The organism is Arthrobacter sp. FB24, from assembly GCF_000196235.1.
Classification (GTDB): Bacteria; Actinomycetota; Actinomycetes; order Actinomycetales; family Micrococcaceae; genus Arthrobacter.
The window spans coordinates 4,601,634-4,625,399 of sequence record NC_008541.1; the positions used below are offsets into that span (position 1 = coordinate 4,601,634).

Consider the following 23,766-nt stretch of genomic DNA (forward strand, 5'->3'; position numbering starts at 1 on the left):
TGGTGATGGCTGGTCTGTTCAGCTGGTGCGGCCCAGCCGGTGCAGGTGGTCGTACTGGACGGCATGCCGGACCGGCGCGTTGGGCGCCCCATAACCGTCGTAGCCGCCGCGGCGCTCCACCATTTCGAAGAAGACGCTGCCCACGGTGGCGGTGTAGAAGTGCAGGAACTCACCGTCGGCGTCGCGGTCGTACAAGAGGTTGAGCTCCCGGAGCGTGGCCAGGAAGGCGGGGTCGAGGTCGAACCGCGCGTCCAGGTCCTCGTAGTAGTTGGCCGGGATCTGCAGGAAATCCAGGCCCCGGTCCCGGGCTGCACGGGCTGCCTCCACGAGGTCGTCCACGGCGAAGGCGATGTGCTCCTGGTAGGTCTTCCGGTGCGCGGTGCCCGAATCCGCGCCGTCCTGCTGGATCACCGGGGCAAGGTTCAGCACCAGGCGCACGGCACGGTCGGCCGTCAGCATCACCTGGGAGCGCACCAGTCCGCTGGGGCTGGGCACCTCCGCGAACGGCTGCGGCTCCAGGGCCAGGGCGCTGGTGTAGAACAGCACAGCTTCGTCAAAGTGCTGCCACGGCTGGGCGAGGTTCACGTGGTCGATCACCGCGTTGCGTCCGCCGGCGCCCGGAAACTCCAGCCCTTCGCCGAACTCGCGGGTCCAGGCTGCGGTGCCGTCCGGGCTGCCCTGGCAGAGGAAGATCTCGGTGGAGTCCGGCGCAGCGAATCCCTGGAACACTTCTTCGTCGGCCTGGCTCTTGCGGGGCACGGCGGGCGCCTTGAGCTGCTGGGCGCGGGCCGCGGCGATCACGGGAGAATCGACATCGAAGCCGAGGGCGGCAATCGCTGGCGAAGAGTCCCCGGCGCCTGCCGAAGCCTCATTGATGATCACGCGTGCGTGGCCCATGCTCCACAATTGCACGTCCTTGGTGCGGTGTCTGCCGTTGAATTCAAATCCTAGTTGTCCCAGCACCTTTTCCAGGCCCGCGGTATCGGCCGCTTTGACCTCGGCGAAGTTGAAACCGGCCGGTTCGGCCACCTGCGGGAGGGTGGCCAGTTCCATGGGATAGCGATGGCGGCCGGCCGCTTTTTCGTTTGCGTCCAGCCATTTGGCACTTTGCTCCTCCAGCCAGATCAGCGAGCGCATGGCGTCCACTGCCGTGCGTTCGACGTCGGACTGGCGGAAGACGTCATTGAAGACCTCCAGCGAGACCGGTCCGGTGTATCCGGCGCGCACCACGTGGCCCATGAATTTGGCGAGCTCAAACTGGCCCTCGCCCGGGAAGACCCGGTAATGGCGGCTCCAGGACAGGACGTCCATGGACAGCTTTGGAGCGTCGGCCACCTGGACGAAGAAAATCTTGTCCGCACTGAACGCTTCGATGGGCGCCGTGTCCCAGTCCCGGGAAAGGATGTGGAAGGAATCCAGGCAGGTGCCCAGGTTCGGGTGGTCCACGGTCTCCACCAGGCGGTGGGCGTGCTCGTAATCATTGACGTACTTGCCCCAGGCGAGTGCCTCGTAGGCCACCTTCACGCCGTGGTCCGCGGCGAGTCCGGCGAGCCGGGCCAGCTGTTCGGCGCGCAGGGAGTCGTCGTCGATGGTCGCCGTGCCGACGTTGGAGCAGACCAAAATGGTGTCCATGCCCAGGCGGGACATCAGCTTGAACTTGGCCCCGGCCCGGCGGAGGTTGGCGGCGAGGAGGTCCTCGGGGACGCTGTCGAAGTCGCGGAACGGCTGGTAGAGGTCCAGTGTCAGGCCCAGGTCCGCGGCTGTCTTCCGGATGTCCTCGGGGCTAAGGGAGGACGTCACCAGGTCCTGCTCGAAGATTTCGATTCCGTCGAAGCCGGCGATGGCGCATGCCTGCATTTTTTCCTTGAGCGTGCCGGACAGGCACACGGTGGCGATTCCGGTGCGCATCAGGCGGTCACCTCTTCGGCGGCAACGAGTTCCAGGAAATGGGCGCGCATGCGGTCCGCGTCGGCCTCGAGGCCGGTGAAGATCCGGAAGGCGTCGGCTGCCTGGCCCACGGCCATGCGTCCGCCGTCAAGTACCTCGCAGCCTTTGGCGCGGGCTTCACGGACCAGTTCGGTGTCGATCGGGCGGTAGACAATGTCCGCAACCCAGTGCCGGGACTCCAGCAGTGACAGATCCAGCGGCGCGCCCGGGTGCGCGGCCATGCCCACGGGAGTGCAGTGCACCAGGCCGTCGGCGAGCGGCATCAGCTGCGGCAGCTCCGCCGTCGTGCGGGCCGTAACCGAGCTGTCGGGGAAGAACCCGGCCAGTTCGGCGGCGCGCTCGGCGCAGCGGGCGGCATCCGTGTCCACGAGGTCAAGGTGGCGGACGCCGGCGGTGAGAAGGGCGTACGCGACGGCTGAACCGGCGCCGCCGGCACCCAGCTGGACTACGCGGTCAAGCTTTGCATCGGGCAGCCCGGAGGCGAGGGCGGCCGCGAAGCCGGAGAAGTCGGTGTTGTGGCCGGTGAAGCGGCCGTCCCGGATGATCACGGTGTTGACAGCACCCAGGCGGCGGGCGTCCGGTGCAATTTCATCGAGGTGGTCCAGGACCAGCTGCTTGCACGGGTGCGTGATGTTCAGCCCGTTGAAGCCCATGCGGTGGGCACTCTGCAGGAGCTCGCCCACCGATTCACCCGGCAGGCCCAGCTCCAGCAGGTCGATGGGGCGGTAGAGGTACCGCAGGCCCTGCACGTCGCCTTCGCGCTCGTGCATGTGGGGCGTGAGCGACGGCATCACGCCATCACCTACGAGGCCCACCAAAAAGGACTCTGCTCGATTGCTCATCCGTATAGCTCCTTTGACAACGGCACTCGGCGTACCGGGGACGCGCTGGGCGCCGGCGGCGTGCCGGGTGATAGGGATTACAGTACAGGAAATGTTCATATATTGCACTGATGTTCTTATGACGAACAAAAAACGACGCCGACGACCACCACTGCGGGCGGCCCGGCTTATCTCTGCGGCAGCCTCGCGGACAGTTCCGCAGCGGCTTCTTGGAGCACGGGGACAAGGGCCACCAGATCCTCCAGGCCGAGCCGGAAGACCGGAACCGCCGTGGCCAGCGACGCGAAGGCGTAGCCCTGGGCATTGAAGACAGGAACGGCCACGGCGCGCATGCCAAGCTCATTCTCCTCATCCATGACGGCGTAGCCGCGGCGGCGGACCTGCTCGATCTCGGACCGGAAGGCCTCCCGGTCCGTGATGGAAAATTCCGTCAGCGGCTCAAGTTCCAGCTCCTCCACCAGGCGCTTCCGCTCGGCATCCTCGGCAAAAGCCACCAGCGCCTTGCCCACCGACGTAGTGTGGAGGGCACCCAGATGCCCGGGATCACTCGTGACGCGGAACGTCTGCGGCCCGTCCACCTTGTTGACGGTGAGGTGATGGTTTCCGTCGCGGACAGAGAGGATGGTCGCTTCCCCGGTCTTCTCAGTGACCCGGCGAAGGATAGGCAGCGCCGTTCCGGCAAATCCATGGTGGTTGGATACGCGCTGGCCCAGTTGGAAGACGCGCAGGCCCAGATGGTAGCGGCGGCCGTCCGGCTCGTAGTCCACAAAACCGTCGCGCGTGAGCGAGCCCAGCAGCCGGTACGTGGTGCTGAACGGAAGCTCCGCCCGCCGGGACAGCTCCGCAGCACTGGCGCCCCGCGGCTCATCACCCAGCAGGACGAGAAGACCCAGGGCCTTGCCCACCATGTCCGTCCGGGAGTCATCCTTTGCAGCCCTGGGCGCCTTCGCCGTTGCGGCTGTTCCATCCGTGGCCGCGGCGGCTGTTCCGGCGGCTTCCAGCCCTGTGGTTTGATTCACACTCATAGTTCGATGTTGCCACATTGTGAGAGCTATTTCTAGATAGTGATCATTTTTCTTGACAGGTGACAGCCCTCACAGTCATCATTGCTATATCGCACAAGTAGCTCCCACCATGTGGCTACTCGTCCGGGTCTTCACACGGACCACCGGCCGCCGCCAGCAAGGGCCCACCATCAAGGCCTGGCCCCCCACGTGCGGCAGCTGCGAAAATCCTGATCCATCCGCGACAATGTCGTCACACAAAGGAACACCATGAGCCAGACACTCCCGTCCACGACGCCGGGCACCGTTGCACCGGCCGGGACACCGAAGAAGGCGGCCCTCGCCAGCTTCCTGGGAAGCGCCGTCGAGTACTACGACTTCTTCATCTTCGGTTCAGCCGCAGCGCTGATCTTCCCGCACGTGTTTTTCCCCAATGCTGATGCCAACGCCGCCATCATGTCCTTTGCCACCTTTGGCTTTGCCTACGTGGCACGCCCGGTGGGCGCCGTCATCCTGGGCCACTTCGGCGACCGGGTGGGCCGGCAGAAGGTCCTGATGTTCACCCTGGTGCTGATGGGAGCCTCAACCTTCGTCATCGGCTGCCTCCCCGACTTCAACACGGTGGGGTGGTGGGCTCCCGCCCTGCTGGTGCTTGCCCGCCTGTGCCAGGGCCTCTCCGCAGCCGGCGAGCAGGCCGGTGCGTCTTCCATGACCTTGGAACATGCCCCGGACAACCGCCGTTCCTTCTTCACCTCCTGGACCCTCACCGGCACCCAGGGCGGCCAGATCCTCGCCGCCCTCGTCTTCATCCCCGTGCTCGCCCTCCCGGACGAGGTCAAGTACGGCATCGGCTGGCGCATCCCGTTCTGGCTCAGCGCCGTAGTGGTCCTGGTGGCCTTCTTCATCCGCCGCACCCTGCACGAGCCGCCGGCATTCGCCGAAGCCCAGAAATCCGCCGCCATCTCCAAGCTGCCGGTGGCCGACCTGCTGAAGCACCACTGGCGCGACGTCCTCCGGGTTGTGGCCTGCGCATTCATCGCCGCCGTGTCCACCGTGTTCGGCACGCTGGCCATCAGCTACGCCAAGACCGTGGCCGGCGTTGACGGCACCACCACCCTGTGGCTCGTGGTCGGCGCCAACTTCGTGGCCCTCGGCACCCAGCCGCTGTTCGGCATGCTGTCGGACAAGATCGGACGCAAGCCCGTCTTCATCTATGGCGCAGTGGCCAGCGCCGTCCTGACTCCGGTGTTCCTGCTGAGCCTCGAATCCGGCAGCGTCCCGCTGATGTTCCTGGCCGCCATCGGCTTCTTCTCCTTCGGTTACGCAGCCTCCAACGCAGTCTGGCCGTCCTTCTACGCCGAGATGTTCAGCACCAAGGTCCGCTTCTCCGGCCTGGCCATCGGTACCCAACTCGGCTTCCTGATGGCCGGTTTCGTCCCGGCGATCGTGGCCGCAATGGGCGGCATCAAGCCCGGCGGCTGGGTCCAGATCAGCATCTTCACGGCAGTCATCTGCGGTATCGCGGCGATTTCGGCCCTCACCGCCAAGGAATCCTTCAAGACTCCCACCCGGGAGCTCGGCCTGAAGTAAGCCGCGTTCCCTCAAAGGGACAGTAGACGCACAACGGCGGCCCGTCCCCTCCCGGGGGCGGGCCGCCTGGGTTTAGGCGCCGTCTAGGTGGCCAGCACCTCGGCGAGGTCGTACTTGACGGGCTCTTCCAGCTGCTCGTAGGTGCAGGAGGCAGGGTCCCGGTCGGGGCGCCAGCGGACAAACTGGGCCGTGTGCCGGAACCGTTCGCCCTCCATGTGGTCGTATTTCACTTCCAGCACACGCTCGGGCCGGAGCGGGATGAAGGACAGGTCCTTGCCCGCGCTCCACCGGCTGCCCTCGGCGTTCCGCGGCGTCCGGCTGCCTTCCTCCTGCTTGGCCCAGGCCCAGGGGTGGCCGTCGAAGCCAGTCACCAGGGGCTGGAGTTCCTCGAACAGGTCCTTGCGGCGCTGCATGGGGAAGGCGCCCACCACGCCCACGCTGGCCAGCTGGCCGTCGCCGTTGTAGAGCCCCAGCAGCAGGGAACCGATCCGGTCCGGTCCGCTGGTGTGCACGCGGTAGCCGGCCAGGACGCAGTCCGCCGTGCGTTCGTGCTTGACCTTGAGCATCACGCGTTTGTCCGGCTGGTAGCTGCCGTCCAGTGCCTTCGCCACAATGCCGTCGAGTCCGGCGCCCTCGAACCTGTGGAACCACTGCTGCGCTGTGCCGTTGTCCCGGGTGGTGGAAGTCAGGTGGATCGGCGCGGCACTGCCCGCGAGGGCCTTCTCCAGCATGCTGCGCCGCTCCGAGAACGGGCGGCCGGTGAGGTCCTCGTCGTCGAGCGCCAGCAGGTCGAACGCCACAAAGCTGGCCGGAGTCTGGGCGGCGAGGAGCCTGACCCGGCTGGCGGCGGGGTGGATCCGCTGCTGGAGCGCCTCGAAGTCCAGCCGGTCACCGGAGGCACCCACCAGGATGATTTCGCCGTCCAGAACGCAGCGGGGCGGCAGGTTCGCCTTCAGCGCCTCTACGAGTTCGGGGAAGTAGCGGGTCATGGGCTTGCCGTTGCGGCTGCCGATCTCCACCTCGTCGCCGTCGCGGAAGATGATGGACCGGAAGCCGTCCCACTTGGGTTCAAAGCTCCATTTCGGGCCGGAATCCGGGACTTCGGGCAGGGCGCTGACGGCTTTGGCGAGCATGGGCGCGATCGGGGGCATCACCGGCAGTTGCATAACGCCCATTCTTACCCGCCGGTACGCGTCGCACCACCCCCGCAGGGCCGGAACCTCCGCAGCAGCGCTCAGGCGGGTCGGGGGTCCGGCGGCTACAGGGCTTTGACCGCCCCCAGCACCTTGGTCAGCGAGTCCTTGGCGTCACCGAACAAGAGCGTGGTCTGCGGTTCGTAGAGCAGTTCGTTCTCGATGCCCGCGAAGCCGGGGCGCATGGAGCGCTTGAGGAAGACCACCTGGCGGGCGTCGGCCACTTCCAGGATGGGCATCCCGAAGATGGGCGAGCCGGAGGAGGTCTTCGCGGCGGGATTGACCACGTCGTTGGCGCCCACCACCAGGGCAACATCGGCGGTTTTGAATTCCGAGTTGATCTCGGTCATTTCCTTCAGTTCCTCGTACGGCACGTTCGCTTCGGCCAGGAGCACGTTCATGTGCCCGGGCATCCGGCCGGCCACGGGATGGATGGCAAAGTCCACCTGGATTCCGCGCAGCTGCAGGGCCTTGGCCAGTTCCGCGGCGGTATGCTGGCCCTGCGCCACGGCCAGGCCGTAGCCGGGAACAATGATCACGCGCTGCGCGTAACCCAGCAGCACGGCGACGTCCTCGGCGCTGGAGGAGCGCACCGGGCGCTCACTGACGGCGGTGGAGCCTGCCGTCGAACCTCCCCTGAACGCCCCGAACAGGATGCCCGCCACACTGCGGCCCATGGCGGCAGCCATGGCCCGGGTCAGGATGGTACCGGAGGCACCCACGAGCGTGCCGGCCACAAGCAGCAGCACGTTGCCCAGCACCAGGCCCGAGGCCGCGACGGCCAGGCCGGTGAAGGCATTCAGCAGCGAAATCACGATCGGCACGTCCGCGCCGCCCACAGGCAGCACCAGCAAGACGCCCGCGGCGAGTCCCAGCACCAGCAGCACCAGGGCCAGAGGCAGCGAACCAATCAGAACGACGGCGGTGCCGGCACCCACGGCGGCGAGCAGCACCGAGCCCATGATCACCGGCAGTCCGGGGAAGACCACCGGCCGGGTGGTCATGAGTTCCTGCAGCTTGGCGAACGTGACGGCGGAACCGGCGAAGGACACCGCGCCCACCAGCAGGGTGAAGGCAATGGCCAGCCGGACCCACGCGTCCTCCGTATGGGCGAGTTCAAGCAACGCCACGAGGGCGGCGGCGCCGCCTCCCACTCCGTTGAAGGCGGCAACGAGCTGCGGCATCTGGGTCATCTTGACGCGGCGTGCCACCGGAGCAGCCACGGCGGAGCCCACGGCAATCGCCCCGAGGATCCACGGGATGTTGTCCAGCCGGGCCGAAAGAAACACGGTGGCTACGCCCAGTAAAGCTCCGGCGGCGCCCACGAGGTTGCCGCGGCGGGCGGTGCGGGGCGAGTTCAGGCCCATGAGGGCCAGGATGAACAAGACTGCGGCCACCAGGTAGAGGAGTCCCGTCCAAGTCGGGTCCAGGATGCTCATCGCGGGCCCGTCCCGTCTTTGCGGCCGCGGAACATCTCCAGCATGCGGTCCGTCACCACGAAGCCACCCACCAGGTTGGCCGTGGCCAGCACCACGGCGAGCAGCGCGACGCCGAGGACCCACGGGTCCGCGGCCTGCCCGGCCACGATGATGGCCCCCACCAGGATGATCCCGTGGATGGCATTGGCCCCGGACATCAGCGGTGTGTGCAGGGTGCTGGACACCTTCGAGACCACTTCGAAGCCCACGAAGACCGCCAGCACGGTGATCGTGAGCAGGCTGATGCCGTCCATCAGGCCACCCCTTCGTTATCGGACCGGCGGTTCCCGGGATCAGTGGGAAGCGGGTCAGCGGGAACCGCTGCACCGGGACCCGCTGCCAGCGCCTCCGCCGTGGGCGCGTGCCTAACCTCGCCGTCGTGCGTCAGGCACGTGCCGGCCACCACCTCGTCCCCGAAGTCCAGGGACAGGGTTCCGCCGCGGACCACCAGGGCGAGCAGGTTGGCCACGTTCTTCGCATAAAGCCGGGAGGCGTCGGCGGGCATGGCGGATGCGGCGTCCTTCAGGCCCACCAGCGTCACCGTGCCCTGGCCGTCGGCGGTGTCCACCTGGATGTCCCGGCCGGCCACCGATCCCTCCACGTTGCCGCCGGACTCCGCTGCGAGGTCCACCACGACGGATCCGGGCCGCATTCCCTGCACCATTTGCCGGCTCACCAGGAGCGGGGCCCTGCGGCCGGGGACGGCCGCCGTCGTAATCAGCACATCCGCCTGGGCCACATGCGGTGCCAGGAGCTGCCGCTGCAGGGCGCCGCGGTCCGCACTGAGCTCGCGGGCATAGCCGCCCGCGGCCTCTGCCGTCTCCAGGTCGAGCTTGATGAACGTGCCGCCCATCGAGGCGACCTCGTCGGCCGAGGCGGGCCGGATGTCGTTCGCGGAGACCCGCGCGCCCAGCCGTTTTGCCGTGCCGATGGCCTGCAGGCCGGCCACACCGACGCCGAGCACCAGCACGCGTGCCGGCGGAACGGTGCCCGCCGCCGTCATAAAGAGCGGGAAGAACCTCGGCAGCCGGATGGCCGCTTCCAGTACGCAGCGGTAACCGGCCACGAGGGCCTGGGAGGACAGGGCGTCCATCGACTGCGCCCGGGAAATCCGCGGCACCAGTTCCATCGCGAAGGAGGTCACCCCTGCGGCGGCGAGCGCCCGGACCGTGGGCAATTCGGACGACGGCGACGCGAGGCCCGCGGTGACGGCCCCGCGGCGCAAGGCCGCCGCCGTCGCAGGTTCCAGGGGGCGCACGTGGGCGAGGATGTCGAGTGATCCGGGCTCGAGTACGGGGACGACCCGGGCGCCCGCGCGGACGTACGCCTCGTCGCTGTAGCCGGCCGCGGCTCCCGCCCGGGATTCGACCAGGGCCTCAAGGCCCAGGCCAATGAGTTGCTGCACCGTCTCCGGTGTTCCGGCAACCCGCCGCTCGCCCTCACGGTGTTCCCGCGCAATGCCTAGCTTCACCCGCCACTCCCTTTCCAGCGTCATCGCTGTCCCGGGTCATCGCTTCCCCGGGTCGGTACTGGCTAGAGTCTATGCAGAAAGACGCGTAATTCCTCGACACACCTCCTCCCCGCCGGTAGACATTAACGATGGCTACTATCGGTTTTCACGCGTCGCATGAACAGATCAGCCCGGGACAACTGCTCCAGGACGTCCAACTGGCGGAGCAGGCGGGCTTCGACGCCGCCATGTGCTCGGACCACATTGAACCCTGGTCAGCGCGGCAGGGCCACTCCGGTTTCGCCTGGTCCTGGCTGGGGGCTGCGCTGGCCACCACCTCGCTGCGCTTCGGCGTGGTCACAGCTCCCGGCCAGCGCTACCACCCGGCCATCATCGCGCATGCCTCGGCCACCCTTGCGGACATGTTCCCCGGGCGGTTCTGGATGGCGCCGGGGAGCGGGGAAAACATGAATGAACACATCACGGGTGATGCGTGGCCGGCCAAGGAAACACGCCAGCAGCGCCTCGAGGAATGCGTTGATGTCATCCGGCGCCTGCACAACGGCGAAGAAGTCACCCATCACGGACTGGTCACCGTGGAACAGGCACGCCTCTGGGACGTTCCGGAAACCAGGCCGCCGCTCATCGCCCCCGCCATCAGCGTGCAGACAGCCCGGCGTGCGGCGGCCTGGGCGGATGGACTGGTCACCGTCAACCAGCCGCACGCCAAACTGCAGGAGATGCTGGCCGCCTACCGGGACAACGGCGGCAAGGGCAAGGCGGTGCTCCAGATCCACCTGTCCTGGGCGCCGCGGCAAGAGGACGCGGTTTCCGTAGCCCTGGACCAGTGGCGGTCCAACGTCTTCGCGCCGCCCATCCCCTGGGACCTTCCCACAGCGGCCCACTTTGACGGCGTCAGCACCGACGTCGGCGAGGACCAGGTCCGGAAGGCCGTCAACATCTCCTCCAGCCTGGACCAGCACGCCACATGGCTGCAGGAGTACGCGGACCTGGGCTTCGACGAGCTCTACCTGCACTTCGTGGGCCAGCAGCAGAAACCCTTCATCGAAGCGTTTGCCGAACACGTCCTGCCGCAGCTGCGGGCCGGCAGCGGGACGCAGGCGGTGACAGCATGAGGATCGCAGAGACGTCCGATCTGTGGTGGAAGAATGCCGTGGTCTACTGCCTGGACCCGGAAACCTTTTTCGACGACGACGGCGACGGCACCGGAGATTTCGGCGGCCTGATTCAGCGCGTGGACTACCTGGCGGCCCTCGGGGTCACGTGCATCTGGCTCATGCCGTTCTACCCCTCGCCGGACCGGGACGACGGCTACGACATTACCGACATGTACGGTGTGGACCCGCGGCTCGGCACCCTGGGCGACGTGGTGGAGTTCATCAGGACGGCGAAGGACCGGGGAATGCGGGTGATCGCGGACTTCGTCATCAACCACACCTCGGACAAGCACCCCTGGTTCAAGGAATCCAGGAAGTCCGTCGACAATCCCTACCGTGACTACTACGTGTGGCGGAAGGACACTCCCCCGGACACGTCGGAACAAGTGGTTTTCCCCGGCGAGGAAACGTCCATCTGGACCCAGGACAAGGCGACGGGCGAGTGGTATCTGCACATGTTCGCCAAGCACCAGCCGGACCTGAATGTCGCCAATCCGAAGGTCCGCGACGAGATCGCCAAGTCCATGGGGTTCTGGCTCCAGATGGGGCTGGACGGATTCCGGCTGGATGCCGTGCCGTTCTTCCTGGAGCTTCAGGGCGTGTCCAAGGAGGACGCGGCCAAGATCGATCCGCACGACTACCTGGCCGCGCTGCGCAGCTTCCTGAACCGGCGCAACGGCAGCGCGGTGCTGCTCGGAGAGGTCAACCTCCCCTACAAGGAGCAGTTGAAATACTTCGGCGGTCCGGACGGCAACGAGCTGAACATGCAGTTCGACTTCCTGAGCATGCAGAACCTCTATCTTTCCCTGGCCAGGGAGGACGCCCGTCCGCTGGCCAAAACCCTGGCCGGCAGGCCGGCCATCCATCCGGACAACCAGTGGGCCATGTTCGTCCGCAACCATGATGAACTGACGCTGGACAAGCTGAGCGACGAGGAACGCGCGGAGGTTTTCGCCGCCTTCGGGCCGGACCCGGACATGCAGATGTACGGGCGGGGACTCCGGCGCCGCCTGCCGCCGATGCTCGACGGCGATCCCGCCCGGATCCGAATGGTCTATTCGCTGATGTTCTCCCTCCCCGGAACCCCGGTCCTTTTCTATGGCGAGGAGCTCGGGATGGGTGAGGACCTGCGGGCGAAGGGCCGCTCCGCCGTGCGCTCCCCCATGCAGTGGACTGACACGGCAAACGGCGGGTTCTCCACCGCTCCGGCGGACAAGCTGGTGGCGCAGGTAGTGGACGGCTACTTCGGGCCTAAGAACATCAACGCGGCACAGGCGAAGCGTGACCCGGACTCGCTGTGGAATTTCATCGCCGCACTGATCCGAAGCTACCGGGAGAGTCCGGAGCTTGCCTGGGGCGACTTCGAGCTCATCAAGCAGTCCAATCCCGGAGTGCTCCTGCACAGCTGCACCCGCGCCGGTTCAACGCTGGTCCTGGCGCACAACATGGCCGCGCAGCCGGCCTCCGTCTCGGCAAAGGTTTCCTCGCCGGAAGATCCGGAGGAGGCATTCGGCGGTGCCATCCTGCGGGATCTGCTCGACGGCGACAATGTCCCCTTGGCGGACGACGGCGGCTTCGAACTCGAGCTGGAACGCTACGGCTACCGCTGGTTCCGGATCCAGCACCCCGCCGACAGGCGGATATAGCGCCGAGGCGGATATAACACCGCCGATCAGCCGCGGCGGTGGGCTTCCTTCAGCTGCTTCGGGGCACGGAAACGTCGCGGGCGCGGAAAGCTAACGCGGCCATTACCGGCGTGAAACGCGGCGGCAACAATGGCGCAGGACACTGGATGTGCCGGCAATTGCAGGCAACAGCACAAGCTCCAGCTCAGGAGGCCCCGCCATGTTGAAGGAAGCCAAAACCCATGTGACCCGCGTTCGCGCCCTGGACCAGCTGCACCGCGGCGACGAGATTGAAGCCCGCCTCTCCGTGGGTCCCAGCTATGACGATGTGGTGATCCGTCGGGGCCGCGTGCAGGAAACTGCGCCGGGCATCGGCGTTGTATGGATCATGGACCGTCAGACCGGGATGCGCAAAGCGATCAATTCGGACGAATGCAGCATTTGGCGAGTAGCCTGAGCCCTTCAGCCGCCGGCCACGGACTGGATGATCACCACCTCCTGGCCGGCAGCCACTTCAGTTTCCAGTCCCCGCAAGCGCCGGACCTCGTCCCCGTTCACGTAAATATTCACGTAGCGGCGGAGGGCACCGGTCTCATCCCTCAACCGCCTCGCAAGCACCGGATAATCCCCGGCCAGCGAGTCAAGCAGCAACCCCACAGTCACCGCACCGTCGGCGGGCGTAGTCAGGATGGACTGCCCGCCGGCGAGCGGCTGGAGGACACTGGGCAGCACCACGCTGATGTCAGCCACAACGGACCCTTAAACGGGTACCGGAGCGTCTGGCACCAGGGCCGCGGACACTACCGCAGCGCGGACGCACAGGACGTCCGGAAGATGTGACGCCACTTCGGTGAAGTGCTCGCCCTCGTCCGGGCTGGCGTAGACCGAGCCTCCGCGCGTTCCGAAGTACACCCCGGCCGGTTCCGCGGAATCAACCGAGGCAGCGTCACGGAGCACCGCGTTGTATTCGCCCTGCGGCAGCCCGGAATCAAGGCGTTTCCAGGTCTGCCCGGCATCGTCCGTCCGGTGTACTGCCAGCTTCCCGTCCGGCGGAATGCGTTCGCCGTCGGCCTTTAGCGGGACCACCCACGCCGTGCCTGCCCGCCGGGGATGGGTGAGCATCACAAAGCCAAAATCGGCCGGAAGTCCTTCCGCTATCGAATCCCAGTTCTCTCCGTTGTCATCCGTGCGGTACACGCCGTGATGGTTCTGGGCGTACAGCCGGCCCTCGACGGCGGCATCGGCCGCGATCTTGTGCACGCACTGGCCGAACTCGGGGTTGGGATCAGGCATGAAGTACGCAGAGATTCCCTTGTTCCGCGGCTCCCAGGAGGAACCGCCGTCGAGCGAGCGGTAAACGCCGCCGGTGCTCATGGCTACGTGCACATTTTCCCCGGAGGGATTGACGACGATTGAGTGCGCGGCCGCTCCGCCGTACCCTGCACCCCATTCGCTGCGGTGCGGGTGGTCCCAGAGTCCGCGGTTGAGTTCGAAGTGTTCGCCCCCGTCCGTGGACTTCCACACGGAAATGGGTTCGGCCCCGGCCCAGACAACCCCGGGGCGGGATTCGGCGTCCGGGTAAATCTGCCAGATGCGCTCCACCGCGGCGTCAGTGCCGTCCGGGAACTTAATGGCGCCCTGTTCCGGCTCGGTCCATGTCGCGCCGAGGTCATCCGAGTGCGCGACAGTGGGCCCCCAGTGCTCGGAGCGGACACCCACCATGATCCGGGTACGGCCGTCGCGGGTGTCGATGCCGATGCTGGGGACTTCGCTCATCAGGAAATGAGGGCCGGACATGGACCATGTCTGCCGGTCGTGGCTGGTCGCCAGCCACAGCCCTTTTTTGGTTCCGATTGCTAGGACATAACTCTGTTCGGTGGCCATGCACCCCATGCAACCACTCAGACCCGGAGGCCGCAATGGTTTTTGCGCGACGTTATGCGCCCTGCAGGGTCAGTCCACGAATTCAGACTGCGTCTCGATGAAGTCCCAGTCCGCGTTCGTGAGGACTCCCGTAGCGGTGTCCGGGTGCGGTCCGCCGGCCTCGGCAATCCCTTGAAGCACAAACAACGGCAGTTCGTCCGCGCGCAGATTCTCGCGCAGCCATTCCTTGCTGGCCAGGTCCAGATCAAGCCACCACATGTAGATTTCCACCGCGGACCACCTCTCCTTATGCGTCAACGTTAATCCGCGGCGAGGGGGTGTACAAGGGTCCAACGGCCGTGGCGCTCCGTTCCCGGGCCGCGCGCCCGTTGACCCTTGTGCCGGCACTTCCACTGCGTCAATCTTGTCTTGTGGGCCTGCCCCGCGCACCCGCACCACAGGCGTCGGAGGCCCGCTGTGGAGGCTCCGCACGGCACTGAGAAGGTTGTCATGGACGGCGACATAGAACTCGAACTCGCATCAGGTTCCGAGCCGGGTGAGTACACCGTGCGCGTCGTTCAGGCCCCGGCAGGCGGCAATGCGTCGGGGCTGTTGAGGCTGGATGTGGACGGGATCCTGGCACGCCGCGCGGAACTGGAGTCCACGGTCCTGGCCTCGGCCGTGGCTGCCCGCCGGACCACGCCGGTCGCCGAACTTCCAGTGCGGGGCGTGGGCCGAAGCCGGGGCGTTCATTGCCGCCGCCAGCACCAGCTCAAACTTCACGGTGACCCTCACCTGGCGGCGCCCCAAGCCTGCGCTGGAGGCTCCGGAGGGCGGCCCTGACTAAGCCGCCCCGGCGCAGGCAGTGCTGCGTGGCCGCGCTGTTCAATGAATGCACGCGGGGCCACAATGGAGTATGTCTCCTGAACGCTTCAGCGGTCCGCCTCCCCTGGTGGTCGGAGTGCTGCCCGGCCAGCACGCAGAGGTACTGCACTCGGCTACCGGCCTCGCAGAAAAACTGGGCGTTCCGTTGTTGTGCGCCTACGTGGACGAGGCAAGCTACCTGGTCGAGTGGGACCCGGCGCGGTCAGCGCACCGGCTGTCCCTGCATCCGGACAAGGACGACGCCGACGTCCGGGCCGTGAGCGAAGAGCTCCGCGGCGTCGTGGGGGCCGCCTGCGCATCGAAATCGGTGGAATGGACACTGCGGATCCTGTCCGGGGACCCCGCCCGCGCCCTGGGGCGTGTGGCAGCGGAGGCCAACGCCTCCATGATCATTGTGGGAACACCCGAGCGCGGTCTGGGCCACCGCCTCTCGGCAGCCCTCAACGGTTCCGTGGCTGCGTGGCTGACCCACCACCAGGACCGCCCCGTCCTGGTGGTCCCGGCACATATGGGCGCCCACCGGGACACCCCCGCGTGACCGCCGTTCCGGGCAAGGTCCTGCATGGCTATGAGCGCAACTGCAGGGAACTCGAGCGGTGGCTGGCCTCCGCGTCCGACGCGGACCTCCGCCGCACCAGCGCCGGCACCCGCTGGACCAACGAGGAGCTTCTGTTCCACATGGTTTTCGGCTACATGGTGGTGCAGGCGCTGTTGCCCCTGGTACGGATCTTCGGGGTGCTCCCGGCGCCTTTAAGCCGGGGGTTTGCGTGGATGCTGAATGCCGGAACCGCACCGTTCGACGTCGTCAATTACCTCGGATCCAAGGCTGCGGCCCGCGTGTACAACCGCAGGCGGATGGCCGCGAAGCTCCGGCGGGTGACGCGCTCCCTTGAGCGGCGGATGCGGCGCGAGACAGCCGCCGCGATGGCCCGCGGGATGTCCTTTCCGGACCGTTGGGACCCGTTCTTCACACCCTGGATGTCCTTGGCAGAGGTCTACGCCTATCCCATCGAACATTTCGACTTCCATGCCACCCAGCTCAGCCTGGGCGGGAGTCAGCCTCAAGAGACAAGGGGCAGGAAGACAGGACGAAAGACCCTGTGAAAGTAAAGCGAAAGTAGTTATTCAAGGTGGTGGCGCTCACCGCTACCGCCACGTAAGCTGGAGTTCGCAGGAAGATGTTGGACCTGCCCCAGAAGCTGCTCCGGAGTGCGTATCCCCCAATAACGCACTCCGGAGCTTTTTAATGCCAGGCCGGATTCCGGGGATAGTCAAGCGAAAAGCGGCGCCGGCCGCATGCCAGGAGCAATCCCGTGACCACAGCGCCAATCCCCACGCCGACCGCAGCCGTCACCGCGCCACTGTACGCCGCAGGCTTTGTCACAGCCTTTGGTGCCCACAGCATCGCAGCCGGGATGGGCGCCCACAGCGGTGATATCGGCCTGAGCCTGCTCAATCTGGGCGTCCTCCTGGCTGTTTACGACCTCGCCGAGGTGGTGCTGAAACCGGTCTTCGGAGCTTTGAGCGACCGCATCGGCACAAAGCCGGTGGTCGTGGCAGGGCTTTTCGCGTTTGCGCTGATGTCGTTGATCGGATTGTGGGGCTCCAACCCCCTGATGCTCGGGCTCGCCCGGATCGGCCAGGGCGCCGCCGCCTCGGCGTTTTCCCCGGCGTCCTCGGCGATGGTGGCCAGGCTTGCCGGCCGCAACGCAGGAACGTATTTCGGCCGCTACGGCTCGTGGAAAAGCCTGGGCTACGTCGCGGGCCCGCTGATCGGTGCCGGCCTGATCTTCCTGGGCGGCTTCACCCTTCTCTTTGCCGCCCTGGCCATCCTCGCGGCGGCCACTGCGGTGTGGGCGATGGTGACGCTGCCGCAGCTGGCCCCTCTGCCCCGCCCGCGGTACACGCTGTTGGATCTTGCCCGCCAGGTAACCCATCGGAGCTTCCTCGTGCCTACGCTCGTTCTTGCGGCAGCCACCGGGGCCCTGGGCACAGCCATCGGCTTCCTCCCTGCGCTGGCAACGCGGCACGGCCTGGACCCTGTGGCGGCCGTTGCCGCGGTCAGCGTGCTGGCACTCGCGTCCGCTGCCACCCAACCCTGGATCGGCCGCCTGCGTGACGGGGGCCGGCTCCATGACGGCCCCGGCATGACAGCCGGGCTGCTGCTGACGGCGGCCGGAATCGCCGCGGTGGCACTGCTTCCGGGACCGGTCACCATTTTTTGCGCTGCGGCGGCCATCGGCACGGGAATCGGTGTTGCCACGCCGCTGGGCTTCGCGCACCTTGCCGCCACCACTCCGCCTGAGCGTTTGGGAAGGACCATGGGAACAGCCGAGCTGGGACGGGAGCTTGGCGACGCCGGTGGTCCGCTCCTGGTTGGCGCCGTGGCTACAGCTTCAGCTCTGCCGCTGGGCCTCGGAGTCCTTGCCGCGGCCGTCACCGCCGCGTCCCTGCTCGGCGTCGGCAGCATCGGCCGCCGGGCGCCGTCGCCGGAACCGGCCGCCAAACCGTGACATCCGGCCCGGCAGTCGCACACCATACCCCCGGGGGTACTTGTCATATACCCCTTAGGGGTATATCTTGAGGACATGGACTCAGCAGAAGACGCCGGACCCCGGACCGTGGACGCCGGAACCGTCCCCCAGCATGGCTACACCTCGAACAAAGAGGCATACCTGCGCCGGCTCAAACGCATTGAAGGCCAGGTCCGCGGCATCGCCAGGATGGTGGATGAGGACAAGTACTGCATCGACATCCTCACCCAGGTTGCGGCCGTGAACAAGGCCCTGCACGCAGTGAGCCTGGGCCTCGTCGAGGAGCACATCGGTCACTGCGTCGTGGGTGCCGCCTCCGAACCGGACCCGGAACTCCGCGCGGAAGCCATCGACTTCAAGGTCAAGGAGGCCACCGATGCCATCGGGCGCCTGCTGCGGTAGCGGTCATCCCACCCACCACACCATCCGGATGACCCGACCGGGTCCATCCGGTGCCACCGGTGCCACCGGCACCACCGAGAAAGAGGAGCAAACCATGAGCCCCGTATCCACCACCGTGAACGTGTCCGGCATGACCTGCGGACACTGCGTGTCCTCCGTGAGCGAAGAACTGGAAGCACTGGAAGGCGTGGAAACGGTCGACGTCGACCTCAACGCCGGCGGCATCTCCACCGTCACCATCACATCCGATAAGGCCCTTTCCCGTTCCGAGATCGGCGAAGCCGTAGCCGAGGCCGGTTACCTGGTGGTGGCCAACGAGGCCTGAACCGCACGAACCCATCCCACCCGAATTGAGGACACGCCGTGAGTAACGAGCAACTGCTGCACCAGCCGGGAACCCGGGTCATCGAACTCGACATCGAAGGCATGACCTGCGCTTCATGCGTCGGCCGGGTGGAACGCAAGCTCGGAAAGCTCGACGGCGTCGAAGCCTCGGTAAACCTGCCCCTCGAATCGGCCCAGGTCACGGTCCCCGCCGGCATCACCGACGAACAGATCACGGCCACGGTAGAGGCGGCAGGCTACAAAGCCCGGGTGCGGCCCCCGCGCTACCCGAGACGGGGTGGCGACGCTGAGATTTCGGCCGGCTCAACCACAAGCGGTGGGCCGCCCGCGGACGGCGACCACCTAACGCACCCTGCCGCCGCTGCCCAACTTAAAACGCGGCTCATCGTTGCCGCCATCCTCACCGTCCCGGTGTTCGCGATATCGATGGTTCCGGCGTTCCAGTTCTCCAACTGGGGCTGGGTGGCGGGGGTGCTCGCCTTGCCGGTGGTGACGTGGGCGGCCTGGCCGTTCCACCGCGCTGCGGCCATCAACGCCCGGCACTTCGCATCCACTATGGACACCCTGGTCTCCCTCGGCGTCACGGCCGCTTACCTGTTCTCCGCCTGGCAGTTGCTGGCCGATCCCCGCATGACCGAACACCCCGGCATGGAGATGGGTACGGGCGGACTGTACTTCGAGGTGGCCTCCGTGGTCACCACGTTCCTGCTGCTGGGCCGCTTCTTGGAAGCCAACGCGAAGCAGAAGGCGGGCGACGCCCTGAAGGCGCTGCTGAACCTGGGCGCCAAGGATGCCGCGGTCCTGGTTGACGGCGCCGAGCTCAGGATTCCCGCCGACCAACTCATGGTGGGCGACGTCGTAGTGGTCCGCCCCGGCGAGAAAATCGCCACGGACGGCGTGGTGGTTGACGGTGCCTCGGCCGTGGACACCTCCCTGGTGACGGGCGAGTCGGTACCCGTCGAGGTGGCTCCGGGCAGCCCTGTCACCGGGGCCACGATCAACACCTCCGGCCGCCTGCTGGTCCGTGCCACCCGGGTCGGATCCGAAACCACGCTGGCCCAGATGGCCCGGCTGGTTGCCCGGGCGCAGACCGGAAAGGCCCCCATCGCCCGCCTGGCGGACCGCATCAGTGCGGTGTTCGTTCCGATTGTGCTGGCCATCGCCGTCCTCACGTTCGTGCTCTGGATCGTCTTCAGCGGCCCGGTGATTGAGCCTGCCGAAATCCGCGCGGCGTTCACGGCGGCTGTGGCGGTTTTGGTCATCGCCTGCCCTTGCGCCCTGGGCCTGGCCACGCCGGTGGGCCTCCTGACCGGCACGGGCCGCGGGGCGCAGCTGGGGATCCTGATCAAAGGCCCCCAGGTGCTTGAAGATACCCGCACCGTGGATACCATCCTGCTGGACAAGACCGGCACCGTGACCACCGGCCACCTGGCCGTGTACGGCACGCTGGCCTTCGGCACGTACAGCAGCGCCGAAGTGCTGCGCCTTGCGGGCGCCGTCGAGGCCGCCTCCGAGCACCCCGTGGCCCAGGCCATTGCGGCTGCTGCGCTCTCCGCGGAGCGCAGGAACGACGGCGGGCGGCTTCCCGCCGTCGAACACTTCCGTTCCGCGCCGGGAGGCGGGGTATCCGGAACCGTGCAAGGCCGGCTGGTCATCGCCGGACGGACGGGCTGGCTGCGGGACAACGACATAACGGTCACGACGGAACAGCAGGAGGCACTCGGGGCCGCCGAAGAATCCGGTGCCACCGCCATCTGGGTTGCCGTGGACGGGGAACCTGCGGGCATAGTCTCCCTGCGCGACACCATCAAGCCCGGATCGGCTGCCGCGATTTCACGGCTGAAGCAGCTGGGCCTCCGGCCGATCCTGCTGACCGGGGACAATGCCGCAGTGGCCGAGCAGGTGGCCACCGCCGTCGGCATCCCTCCGGAAGATGTGTTCGCGGGGGTCCTGCCGGAGGGCAAGGTCGACGCCGTGCGGAAACTGCAGGCTGGCGGCGCAACCGTTGCAATGGCCGGAGACGGCGTGAATGATGCAGCAGCCCTGGCCCAGGCCGATCTGGGCATAGCCATGGGGTCGGGCACCGACGTGGCCATCGAAGCCGCGGACCTGACCGTGATGGGCAATGACCTGGGACAAGTGGCTCAGGCCATCGAACTGTCCCGCCGAACGCTGGCCACCATCAAAGCCAACCTGTTCTGGGCGTTCTTCTATAACGCAGTCGGTATACCCGTGGCGGCACTGGGGTTGCTGAATCCGATGATCGCCGGCGCAGCCATGGCAGCGAGCTCGGTGCTGGTGGTGGCCAATTCGCTCCGGCTTCGCAGCTTCGGCAAGACCGGCGGCCGGGGCGCTTAGGCGGCGCCGAAGCGGACGGCCGCCTTGGCACGGGCCTTGGCGGCTTCCTCTTCCCGGTCCTTGGCCGGGGCATGTGTCACCAGGGAATCGAGCAGGTGCTGGGTGGCGTGCGCGATCTCGTGCACGGCGCGGTTGAACGCCTCCTCGTTGGCTTTCGACGGTTTGGTACTGCCACTGATCTTGCGCACGTACTGCAGCGCAGCGGCTTCCACCTCGGCCGACGTGGCATGGGGCTCAAAGTTATGCAGGGTCCGGATATTGCGGCACATAGTCCCATGCTAGGCTCTGGACCGCCTGGGATCGAGGTCCGAAGCCTAGTACGGATACCACTGGCCCGGCAGCTGCCCTCACGGGTAGGGCTGCATGGGGAGCGGTGCCCATCGACAGTGACCGGGCCGCGGGATAGTTTCTAGGTAATGGATCTTCCGGATGAGCCGGGGGCCGCTGGGGATGCCGATCGGATCGGGTCCGTTGACTGAAGGAGAAAACTAATGGCTATTTGGGGTGCAGACATTGCTCAGCTCAAGGCGCTCGGAACCAAGCTTCAGGCTGGTTCGTCCGAGATCGAGAAGGCTAAGTCGCAGCTGACGAAAGCTCTTGACAGCACCGACTGGAAGGGCCCGGACGCGGAGAAGTTCCGCAGCGAATGGTCCGGCCGCCACGTAACGGACCTGGCCCGCGTGGCCCGGGCACTGGAAGAAGCCGGCAAGCAGGCCAGCAAGAACGCCGCCCAGCAGGAAGAGGCTTCCCGCTAGGGAACGCCCGCCGCTGGCAACGCTGAAACGGATGCCCCGGACGCAACAAAGCGTCCGGGGCATCCGCCTTTAAACCGAAGCCGCTTAACGCGATGACCGCCGCGTGGTGCAGATTCGCGTGGTGCAGATTAGGGGACGGGTTCGACGTCGTTCGCGTGGTCCAGCGGCGCCGGCACCGGCGCTGCACCGGGTCCGCCTGAAGAGGCCGGCGCTACCCGCGGCCCGCGGAGCTCGTCCACGCGGACCAGAACGACGCCGCCAACAATCAGCACACCGCCGAGGAGCTGGATAGGACCGGGCAGTTCACCGAGCAGGAGCCACGCCCAGATGACGGCGAAAAGCACCTCGGTGAGCGACACGAATGATGCAACCTTTGAACCGAGCGCCCGCGCGGCAACGATGCCCGAGACGTACGCGAGGACCGTGGCAAGGATGATTAGGCCGCCCAGCGAAACCCACCACGGTGTGACCCACGGCCCCAGTTTGGTGTCCGCCGTGCTGAACGCCATCGGCAGAAGTCCGGTGGCAGCCGCCAGCCACATCACCACGGCGCCCACCATCAGGCCGCCGGATGCGAGGACGATCGGCGGGAGGGTGTCATTTTCCTTTGCAGTGATGAAGAAATAGATCGCCAGGCAGACGGCTGCGGCGACTCCCCACAGGACGCCGACGACGTCGATCTTCACGGCACCGGTAAGGTCCAGCACCAGGATGAGTCCGCCCAGCGAAAGCAGCGTTCCCGCAATGGTGAGCGGGCGCGGACGCCGTCGGCTCGCGGCCCACAGCCAGAGGACGATGATCACCGGGGCCAGGTACTCCAGCAGCAGGGCAACGCCCACGGAGAGCCGCTCGACGGCGTTGAAGTAGAACAGCTGGCAGGCTGCGACCCCGATGAGCCCGAACAGCAGGATGGTCAGCCAGTTGTCCCTCAGCTGGCGCCAGCGGCCGTGCAGTGCGGGCACTGCCGGGATCGCGAGGATGAGGGCTGCCCCGGTCAGGCGCGCGGTCACGGCCGCACCCGGAGTCCACCCGGTTTCGAGCAGGGCCTTGGCAAAAGATCCGGAAAGGCCGAAGACGGCTGAAGAGAATAGCGCCACGCCGAGCCCGGATGCCAGGAACCCGGCAGCCGGCCGGCGGGGGGCGCCGACCCTGGGCGCGGCGCCCTGGAAGGACGCATCGGCGCGTTTGCTTGCGGCAGGCACGGCTGCCTCCTGTCAGGAGTAAAGTGGGGTAATGGTCATGACATTACGCCCCGCCCCTGTAAGGAGTCAAGATGGTTTTTGCCCCTGACACTGAAGTGGCACTTCGCACCGTTGTGGGACTGATCAACAGCGCGGCTAACGGCGAAGAACATCTCGCCACGATCGCGGACCTGGACCGCTTCCTCCTGGCTGAGGGCTTCTCCGGTGCGAGGTCACGGGACGCGGCTGAACTGGCCAGCGTCCATAAGTTGCGGAGCCAGCTCACCGAGCTCTGGACCATGGACGAGGACGCGGCCGTCGGGACGGTGAACCGCCTGCTCCGCGAAGCCAATGCCCTTCCGCAGCTGATCAAGCACGACGAATGGGACTGGCACCTGCACGCCACTACCCGCGAGGCCCCGCTGGCGGACCGGATGGGCACCGAGGCCGCCATGGCGCTGGCGGACGTGATCCGCAGCAAGGAGATGGACCGGATGCTGGTGTGCGCCGCGGAGGATTGCGACGCCGTCGTGCTGGACCTCAGCCGGAACAGGTCCAAGCGGTATTGCGATACCGGAAACTGCGCCAATCGGGCACACGTGGCCGCCTACCGCGCACGGAAAGCCGCGTCCTAGGGACGCGTGGCGGAAGAAGCGTTGCTTGAGGGAACTGGTGCCGGGGAAGCCCCCGGAGGATCTAGCGGGGATCGGCGCCGGGTGCGGCATCCGGCGCACCGGGAGCCTGCGCACCGGGAGTCTGCGCGTCCGGACGCGCCGAATAGCCGCCATGGCCGGAAGACTTCTTGGAACTCAGGTTGACGCCGGACCCCTTACCCAGGTGGTCGGCATTGTCCTTGTGGCTCATGGAAAGCATCGCCGCGATGACCAGGGTCACGATGAACGCAATCCCCGCACCCGTGAAGGCGAGATCGAAACGAGGGGACCGGGCGCTGCCGCCGGAGGCGAAGATCAGCACGGCAAAGAAGGCCAGGACAGCCCAGAATGCGGAGAACATGAGGGGTCCCTTGACCGAGGTCCGCAAGTTTCGCGGTTCTCCTGGTTTCTGCTGTGCCAAGGTGTTTCCTCCCGTGCAGCACGGCCTGGGCCCTGCCGCTTAAGTCAAGCGATTGTTCTACG

The 23,766-nt window shown here is 66.8% G+C and carries 26 protein-coding genes; 13 read left to right on the plus strand and 13 right to left on the minus strand.

Features of this window, described 5'->3' with window-relative positions; genetic code table 11:
- Nucleotides 1-18: 18 nt before the first annotated feature.
- From ARTH_RS20705 to ARTH_RS20715, 3 genes are all read right to left on the minus strand, one after another.
- Nucleotides 19-1,908 (minus strand): bifunctional sugar phosphate isomerase/epimerase/4-hydroxyphenylpyruvate dioxygenase family protein, encoded by a 1,890-nt coding sequence (locus tag ARTH_RS20705; RefSeq protein ID WP_011693902.1) that lies wholly within the window; start codon nt 1,906-1,908, stop codon nt 19-21.
- Nucleotides 1,908-2,789, minus strand: a complete 882-nt coding sequence (locus ARTH_RS20710) for a shikimate dehydrogenase (RefSeq protein WP_011693903.1) — start codon at nt 2,787-2,789, stop codon at nt 1,908-1,910. Before ARTH_RS20710 ends, ARTH_RS20705 begins: the two co-directional genes overlap by 1 nt.
- A gap of 167 nt (nt 2,790-2,956) precedes the next feature.
- A complete protein-coding gene (locus ARTH_RS20715; protein ID WP_043431229.1) occupies nt 2,957-3,697 on the minus strand; it encodes an IclR family transcriptional regulator in 741 nt (246 codons plus the stop codon).
- Between the two features lie 366 nt (nt 3,698-4,063).
- Between ARTH_RS20715 and ARTH_RS20720 the strand changes: the two genes are divergently transcribed.
- A complete protein-coding gene (locus tag ARTH_RS20720) occupies nt 4,064-5,383 on the plus strand; it encodes an MFS transporter (RefSeq protein ID WP_011693905.1) in 1,320 nt (439 codons plus the stop codon).
- 83 nt (nt 5,384-5,466) lie between these two features.
- Here the strand turns inward: ARTH_RS20720 and ARTH_RS20725 are convergent, their stop codons facing one another.
- The 4 genes from ARTH_RS20725 to ARTH_RS20740 form a co-directional block, all read right to left on the minus strand.
- Nucleotides 5,467-6,549 carry an ATP-dependent DNA ligase gene (locus tag ARTH_RS20725; RefSeq protein WP_043430149.1) on the minus strand — a complete coding sequence of 361 codons (1,083 nt, stop codon included), beginning with the start codon at nt 6,547-6,549 and terminating at the stop codon, nt 5,467-5,469.
- Between the two features lie 92 nt (nt 6,550-6,641).
- On the minus strand, nt 6,642-8,015 hold the full coding sequence (locus tag ARTH_RS20730; RefSeq protein ID WP_011693907.1) for an NAD(P)(+) transhydrogenase (Re/Si-specific) subunit beta: 1,374 nt from the start codon (nt 8,013-8,015) through the stop codon (nt 6,642-6,644).
- Nucleotides 8,012-8,308 carry an NAD(P) transhydrogenase subunit alpha gene (locus tag ARTH_RS20735; protein WP_011693908.1) on the minus strand — a complete coding sequence of 99 codons (297 nt, stop codon included), beginning with the start codon at nt 8,306-8,308 and terminating at the stop codon, nt 8,012-8,014. The genes ARTH_RS20730 and ARTH_RS20735 overlap by 4 nt, the downstream gene beginning before the upstream one ends.
- Nucleotides 8,308-9,525 (minus strand): Re/Si-specific NAD(P)(+) transhydrogenase subunit alpha, encoded by a 1,218-nt coding sequence (locus ARTH_RS20740; protein WP_083812761.1) that lies wholly within the window; start codon nt 9,523-9,525, stop codon nt 8,308-8,310. The genes ARTH_RS20735 and ARTH_RS20740 overlap by 1 nt, the downstream gene beginning before the upstream one ends.
- Nucleotides 9,526-9,653: 128 nt before the next feature.
- On the opposite strand from ARTH_RS20740, the gene ARTH_RS20745 reads away from it, so the two are divergent.
- From ARTH_RS20745 to ARTH_RS20755, 3 genes are all read left to right on the plus strand, one after another.
- The gene (locus tag ARTH_RS20745; protein WP_011693910.1) at nt 9,654-10,640 is read left to right on the plus strand and encodes a TIGR03885 family FMN-dependent LLM class oxidoreductase; all 987 of its coding nucleotides are present in this window, start codon (nt 9,654-9,656) and stop codon (nt 10,638-10,640) included.
- Nucleotides 10,637-12,328 carry an alpha-amylase family protein gene (locus ARTH_RS20750; RefSeq protein ID WP_011693911.1) on the plus strand — a complete coding sequence of 564 codons (1,692 nt, stop codon included), beginning with the start codon at nt 10,637-10,639 and terminating at the stop codon, nt 12,326-12,328. The genes ARTH_RS20745 and ARTH_RS20750 overlap by 4 nt, the downstream gene beginning before the upstream one ends.
- Nucleotides 12,329-12,527: 199 nt before the next feature.
- A complete protein-coding gene (locus tag ARTH_RS20755) occupies nt 12,528-12,764 on the plus strand; it encodes a hypothetical protein (RefSeq protein WP_011693912.1) in 237 nt (78 codons plus the stop codon).
- A 5-nt stretch (nt 12,765-12,769) separates the two neighbouring features.
- On the opposite strand, the gene ARTH_RS20760 is transcribed toward ARTH_RS20755, so the two are convergent.
- From ARTH_RS20760 to ARTH_RS20770, 3 genes are read right to left on the minus strand one after another with little or no spacing between them, the layout of a single operon-like run.
- The gene (locus ARTH_RS20760; protein WP_011693913.1) at nt 12,770-13,057 is read right to left on the minus strand and encodes a MoaD/ThiS family protein; all 288 of its coding nucleotides are present in this window, start codon (nt 13,055-13,057) and stop codon (nt 12,770-12,772) included.
- A gap of 9 nt (nt 13,058-13,066) precedes the next feature.
- Nucleotides 13,067-14,200, minus strand: a complete 1,134-nt coding sequence (locus ARTH_RS20765) for a WD40/YVTN/BNR-like repeat-containing protein (protein WP_011693914.1) — start codon at nt 14,198-14,200, stop codon at nt 13,067-13,069.
- 60 nt (nt 14,201-14,260) lie between these two features.
- Nucleotides 14,261-14,461, minus strand: coding sequence for a hypothetical protein (locus ARTH_RS20770; RefSeq protein WP_011693915.1), 201 nt, complete (start codon nt 14,459-14,461; stop codon nt 14,261-14,263).
- A 219-nt stretch (nt 14,462-14,680) separates the two neighbouring features.
- On the opposite strand from ARTH_RS20770, the gene ARTH_RS20775 reads away from it, so the two are divergent.
- From ARTH_RS20775 to ARTH_RS20805, 7 genes are all read left to right on the plus strand, one after another.
- On the plus strand, nt 14,681-15,013 hold the full coding sequence (locus ARTH_RS20775) for a hypothetical protein (RefSeq protein WP_156810721.1): 333 nt from the start codon (nt 14,681-14,683) through the stop codon (nt 15,011-15,013).
- Nucleotides 15,014-15,086: 73 nt separating this feature from the next.
- The gene (locus tag ARTH_RS20780; protein ID WP_011693917.1) at nt 15,087-15,593 is read left to right on the plus strand and encodes a universal stress protein; all 507 of its coding nucleotides are present in this window, start codon (nt 15,087-15,089) and stop codon (nt 15,591-15,593) included.
- A complete protein-coding gene (locus ARTH_RS20785) occupies nt 15,590-16,159 on the plus strand; it encodes a DinB family protein (RefSeq protein ID WP_011693918.1) in 570 nt (189 codons plus the stop codon). The genes ARTH_RS20780 and ARTH_RS20785 overlap by 4 nt, the downstream gene beginning before the upstream one ends.
- A gap of 209 nt (nt 16,160-16,368) precedes the next feature.
- Nucleotides 16,369-17,568, plus strand: coding sequence for an MFS transporter (locus ARTH_RS20790; protein ID WP_011693919.1), 1,200 nt, complete (start codon nt 16,369-16,371; stop codon nt 17,566-17,568).
- Between the two features lie 75 nt (nt 17,569-17,643).
- Nucleotides 17,644-17,991, plus strand: a complete 348-nt coding sequence (locus ARTH_RS20795; RefSeq protein ID WP_011693920.1) for a metal-sensitive transcriptional regulator — start codon at nt 17,644-17,646, stop codon at nt 17,989-17,991.
- A gap of 94 nt (nt 17,992-18,085) precedes the next feature.
- A complete protein-coding gene (locus tag ARTH_RS20800; protein WP_011693921.1) occupies nt 18,086-18,316 on the plus strand; it encodes a heavy-metal-associated domain-containing protein in 231 nt (76 codons plus the stop codon).
- Between the two features lie 38 nt (nt 18,317-18,354).
- Nucleotides 18,355-20,694 carry a heavy metal translocating P-type ATPase gene (locus tag ARTH_RS20805; RefSeq protein ID WP_011693922.1) on the plus strand — a complete coding sequence of 780 codons (2,340 nt, stop codon included), beginning with the start codon at nt 18,355-18,357 and terminating at the stop codon, nt 20,692-20,694.
- Here the strand turns inward: ARTH_RS20805 and ARTH_RS20810 are convergent.
- The gene (locus tag ARTH_RS20810; protein ID WP_011693923.1) at nt 20,691-20,963 is read right to left on the minus strand and encodes a DUF2277 domain-containing protein; all 273 of its coding nucleotides are present in this window, start codon (nt 20,961-20,963) and stop codon (nt 20,691-20,693) included. The two genes, ARTH_RS20805 and ARTH_RS20810, sit on opposite strands and share 4 nt — an antisense overlap.
- A 222-nt stretch (nt 20,964-21,185) precedes the next feature.
- Between ARTH_RS20810 and ARTH_RS20815 the strand changes: the two genes are divergently transcribed.
- A complete protein-coding gene (locus ARTH_RS20815; RefSeq protein WP_011691158.1) occupies nt 21,186-21,449 on the plus strand; it encodes a hypothetical protein in 264 nt (87 codons plus the stop codon).
- A 128-nt stretch (nt 21,450-21,577) separates the two neighbouring features.
- Here ARTH_RS20815 and ARTH_RS20820 read toward each other — a convergent pair whose 3' ends face one another.
- Nucleotides 21,578-22,651, minus strand: coding sequence for an EamA family transporter (locus ARTH_RS20820; RefSeq protein ID WP_011693924.1), 1,074 nt, complete (start codon nt 22,649-22,651; stop codon nt 21,578-21,580).
- A gap of 71 nt (nt 22,652-22,722) precedes the next feature.
- Between ARTH_RS20820 and ARTH_RS20825 the strand changes: the two genes are divergently transcribed.
- Nucleotides 22,723-23,265, plus strand: coding sequence for a CGNR zinc finger domain-containing protein (locus ARTH_RS20825; RefSeq protein ID WP_011693925.1), 543 nt, complete (start codon nt 22,723-22,725; stop codon nt 23,263-23,265).
- Between the two features lie 61 nt (nt 23,266-23,326).
- On the opposite strand, the gene ARTH_RS20830 is transcribed toward ARTH_RS20825, so the two are convergent.
- Nucleotides 23,327-23,704 (minus strand): hypothetical protein, encoded by a 378-nt coding sequence (locus tag ARTH_RS20830; RefSeq protein ID WP_011693926.1) that lies wholly within the window; start codon nt 23,702-23,704, stop codon nt 23,327-23,329.
- Between the last annotated feature and the right edge of the window lie 62 nt (nt 23,705-23,766).

Bases quoted from the DNA above. Each gene is read 5' to 3' on its own strand.
- ARTH_RS20720 (WP_011693905.1), top strand. From the start codon at position 4,064: ATGAGCCAGACACTCCCGTCCACGACGCCGGGCACCGTTGCACCGGCC.
- ARTH_RS20745 (WP_011693910.1), top strand. From the start codon at position 9,654: ATGGCTACTATCGGTTTTCACGCGTCGCATGAACAGATCAGCCCGGGA.
- ARTH_RS20825 (WP_011693925.1), top strand. From the start codon at position 22,723: ATGGTTTTTGCCCCTGACACTGAAGTGGCACTTCGCACCGTTGTGGGA.
- ARTH_RS20765 (WP_011693914.1), bottom strand. From the start codon at position 14,200: ATGGGGTGCATGGCCACCGAACAGAGTTATGTCCTAGCAATCGGAACC.
- ARTH_RS20715 (WP_043431229.1), bottom strand. From the start codon at position 3,697: ATGGTGGGCAAGGCCCTGGGTCTTCTCGTCCTGCTGGGTGATGAGCCG.
- ARTH_RS20815 (WP_011691158.1), top strand. From the start codon at position 21,186: ATGGCTATTTGGGGTGCAGACATTGCTCAGCTCAAGGCGCTCGGAACC.
- ARTH_RS20705 (WP_011693902.1), bottom strand. From the start codon at position 1,908: ATGCGCACCGGAATCGCCACCGTGTGCCTGTCCGGCACGCTCAAGGAA.
- ARTH_RS20710 (WP_011693903.1), bottom strand. From the start codon at position 2,789: ATGAGCAATCGAGCAGAGTCCTTTTTGGTGGGCCTCGTAGGTGATGGC.
- ARTH_RS20800 (WP_011693921.1), top strand. From the start codon at position 18,086: ATGAGCCCCGTATCCACCACCGTGAACGTGTCCGGCATGACCTGCGGA.
- ARTH_RS20750 (WP_011693911.1), top strand. From the start codon at position 10,637: ATGAGGATCGCAGAGACGTCCGATCTGTGGTGGAAGAATGCCGTGGTC.
- ARTH_RS20730 (WP_011693907.1), bottom strand. From the start codon at position 8,015: ATGAGCATCCTGGACCCGACTTGGACGGGACTCCTCTACCTGGTGGCC.
- ARTH_RS20725 (WP_043430149.1), bottom strand. From the start codon at position 6,549: ATGCAACTGCCGGTGATGCCCCCGATCGCGCCCATGCTCGCCAAAGCC.
- ARTH_RS20755 (WP_011693912.1), top strand. From the start codon at position 12,528: ATGTTGAAGGAAGCCAAAACCCATGTGACCCGCGTTCGCGCCCTGGAC.
- ARTH_RS20810 (WP_011693923.1), bottom strand. From the start codon at position 20,963: ATGTGCCGCAATATCCGGACCCTGCATAACTTTGAGCCCCATGCCACG.
- ARTH_RS20735 (WP_011693908.1), bottom strand. From the start codon at position 8,308: ATGGACGGCATCAGCCTGCTCACGATCACCGTGCTGGCGGTCTTCGTG.
- ARTH_RS20795 (WP_011693920.1), top strand. From the start codon at position 17,644: ATGGACTCAGCAGAAGACGCCGGACCCCGGACCGTGGACGCCGGAACC.
- ARTH_RS20780 (WP_011693917.1), top strand. From the start codon at position 15,087: ATGTCTCCTGAACGCTTCAGCGGTCCGCCTCCCCTGGTGGTCGGAGTG.
- ARTH_RS20775 (WP_156810721.1), top strand. From the start codon at position 14,681: ATGGACGGCGACATAGAACTCGAACTCGCATCAGGTTCCGAGCCGGGT.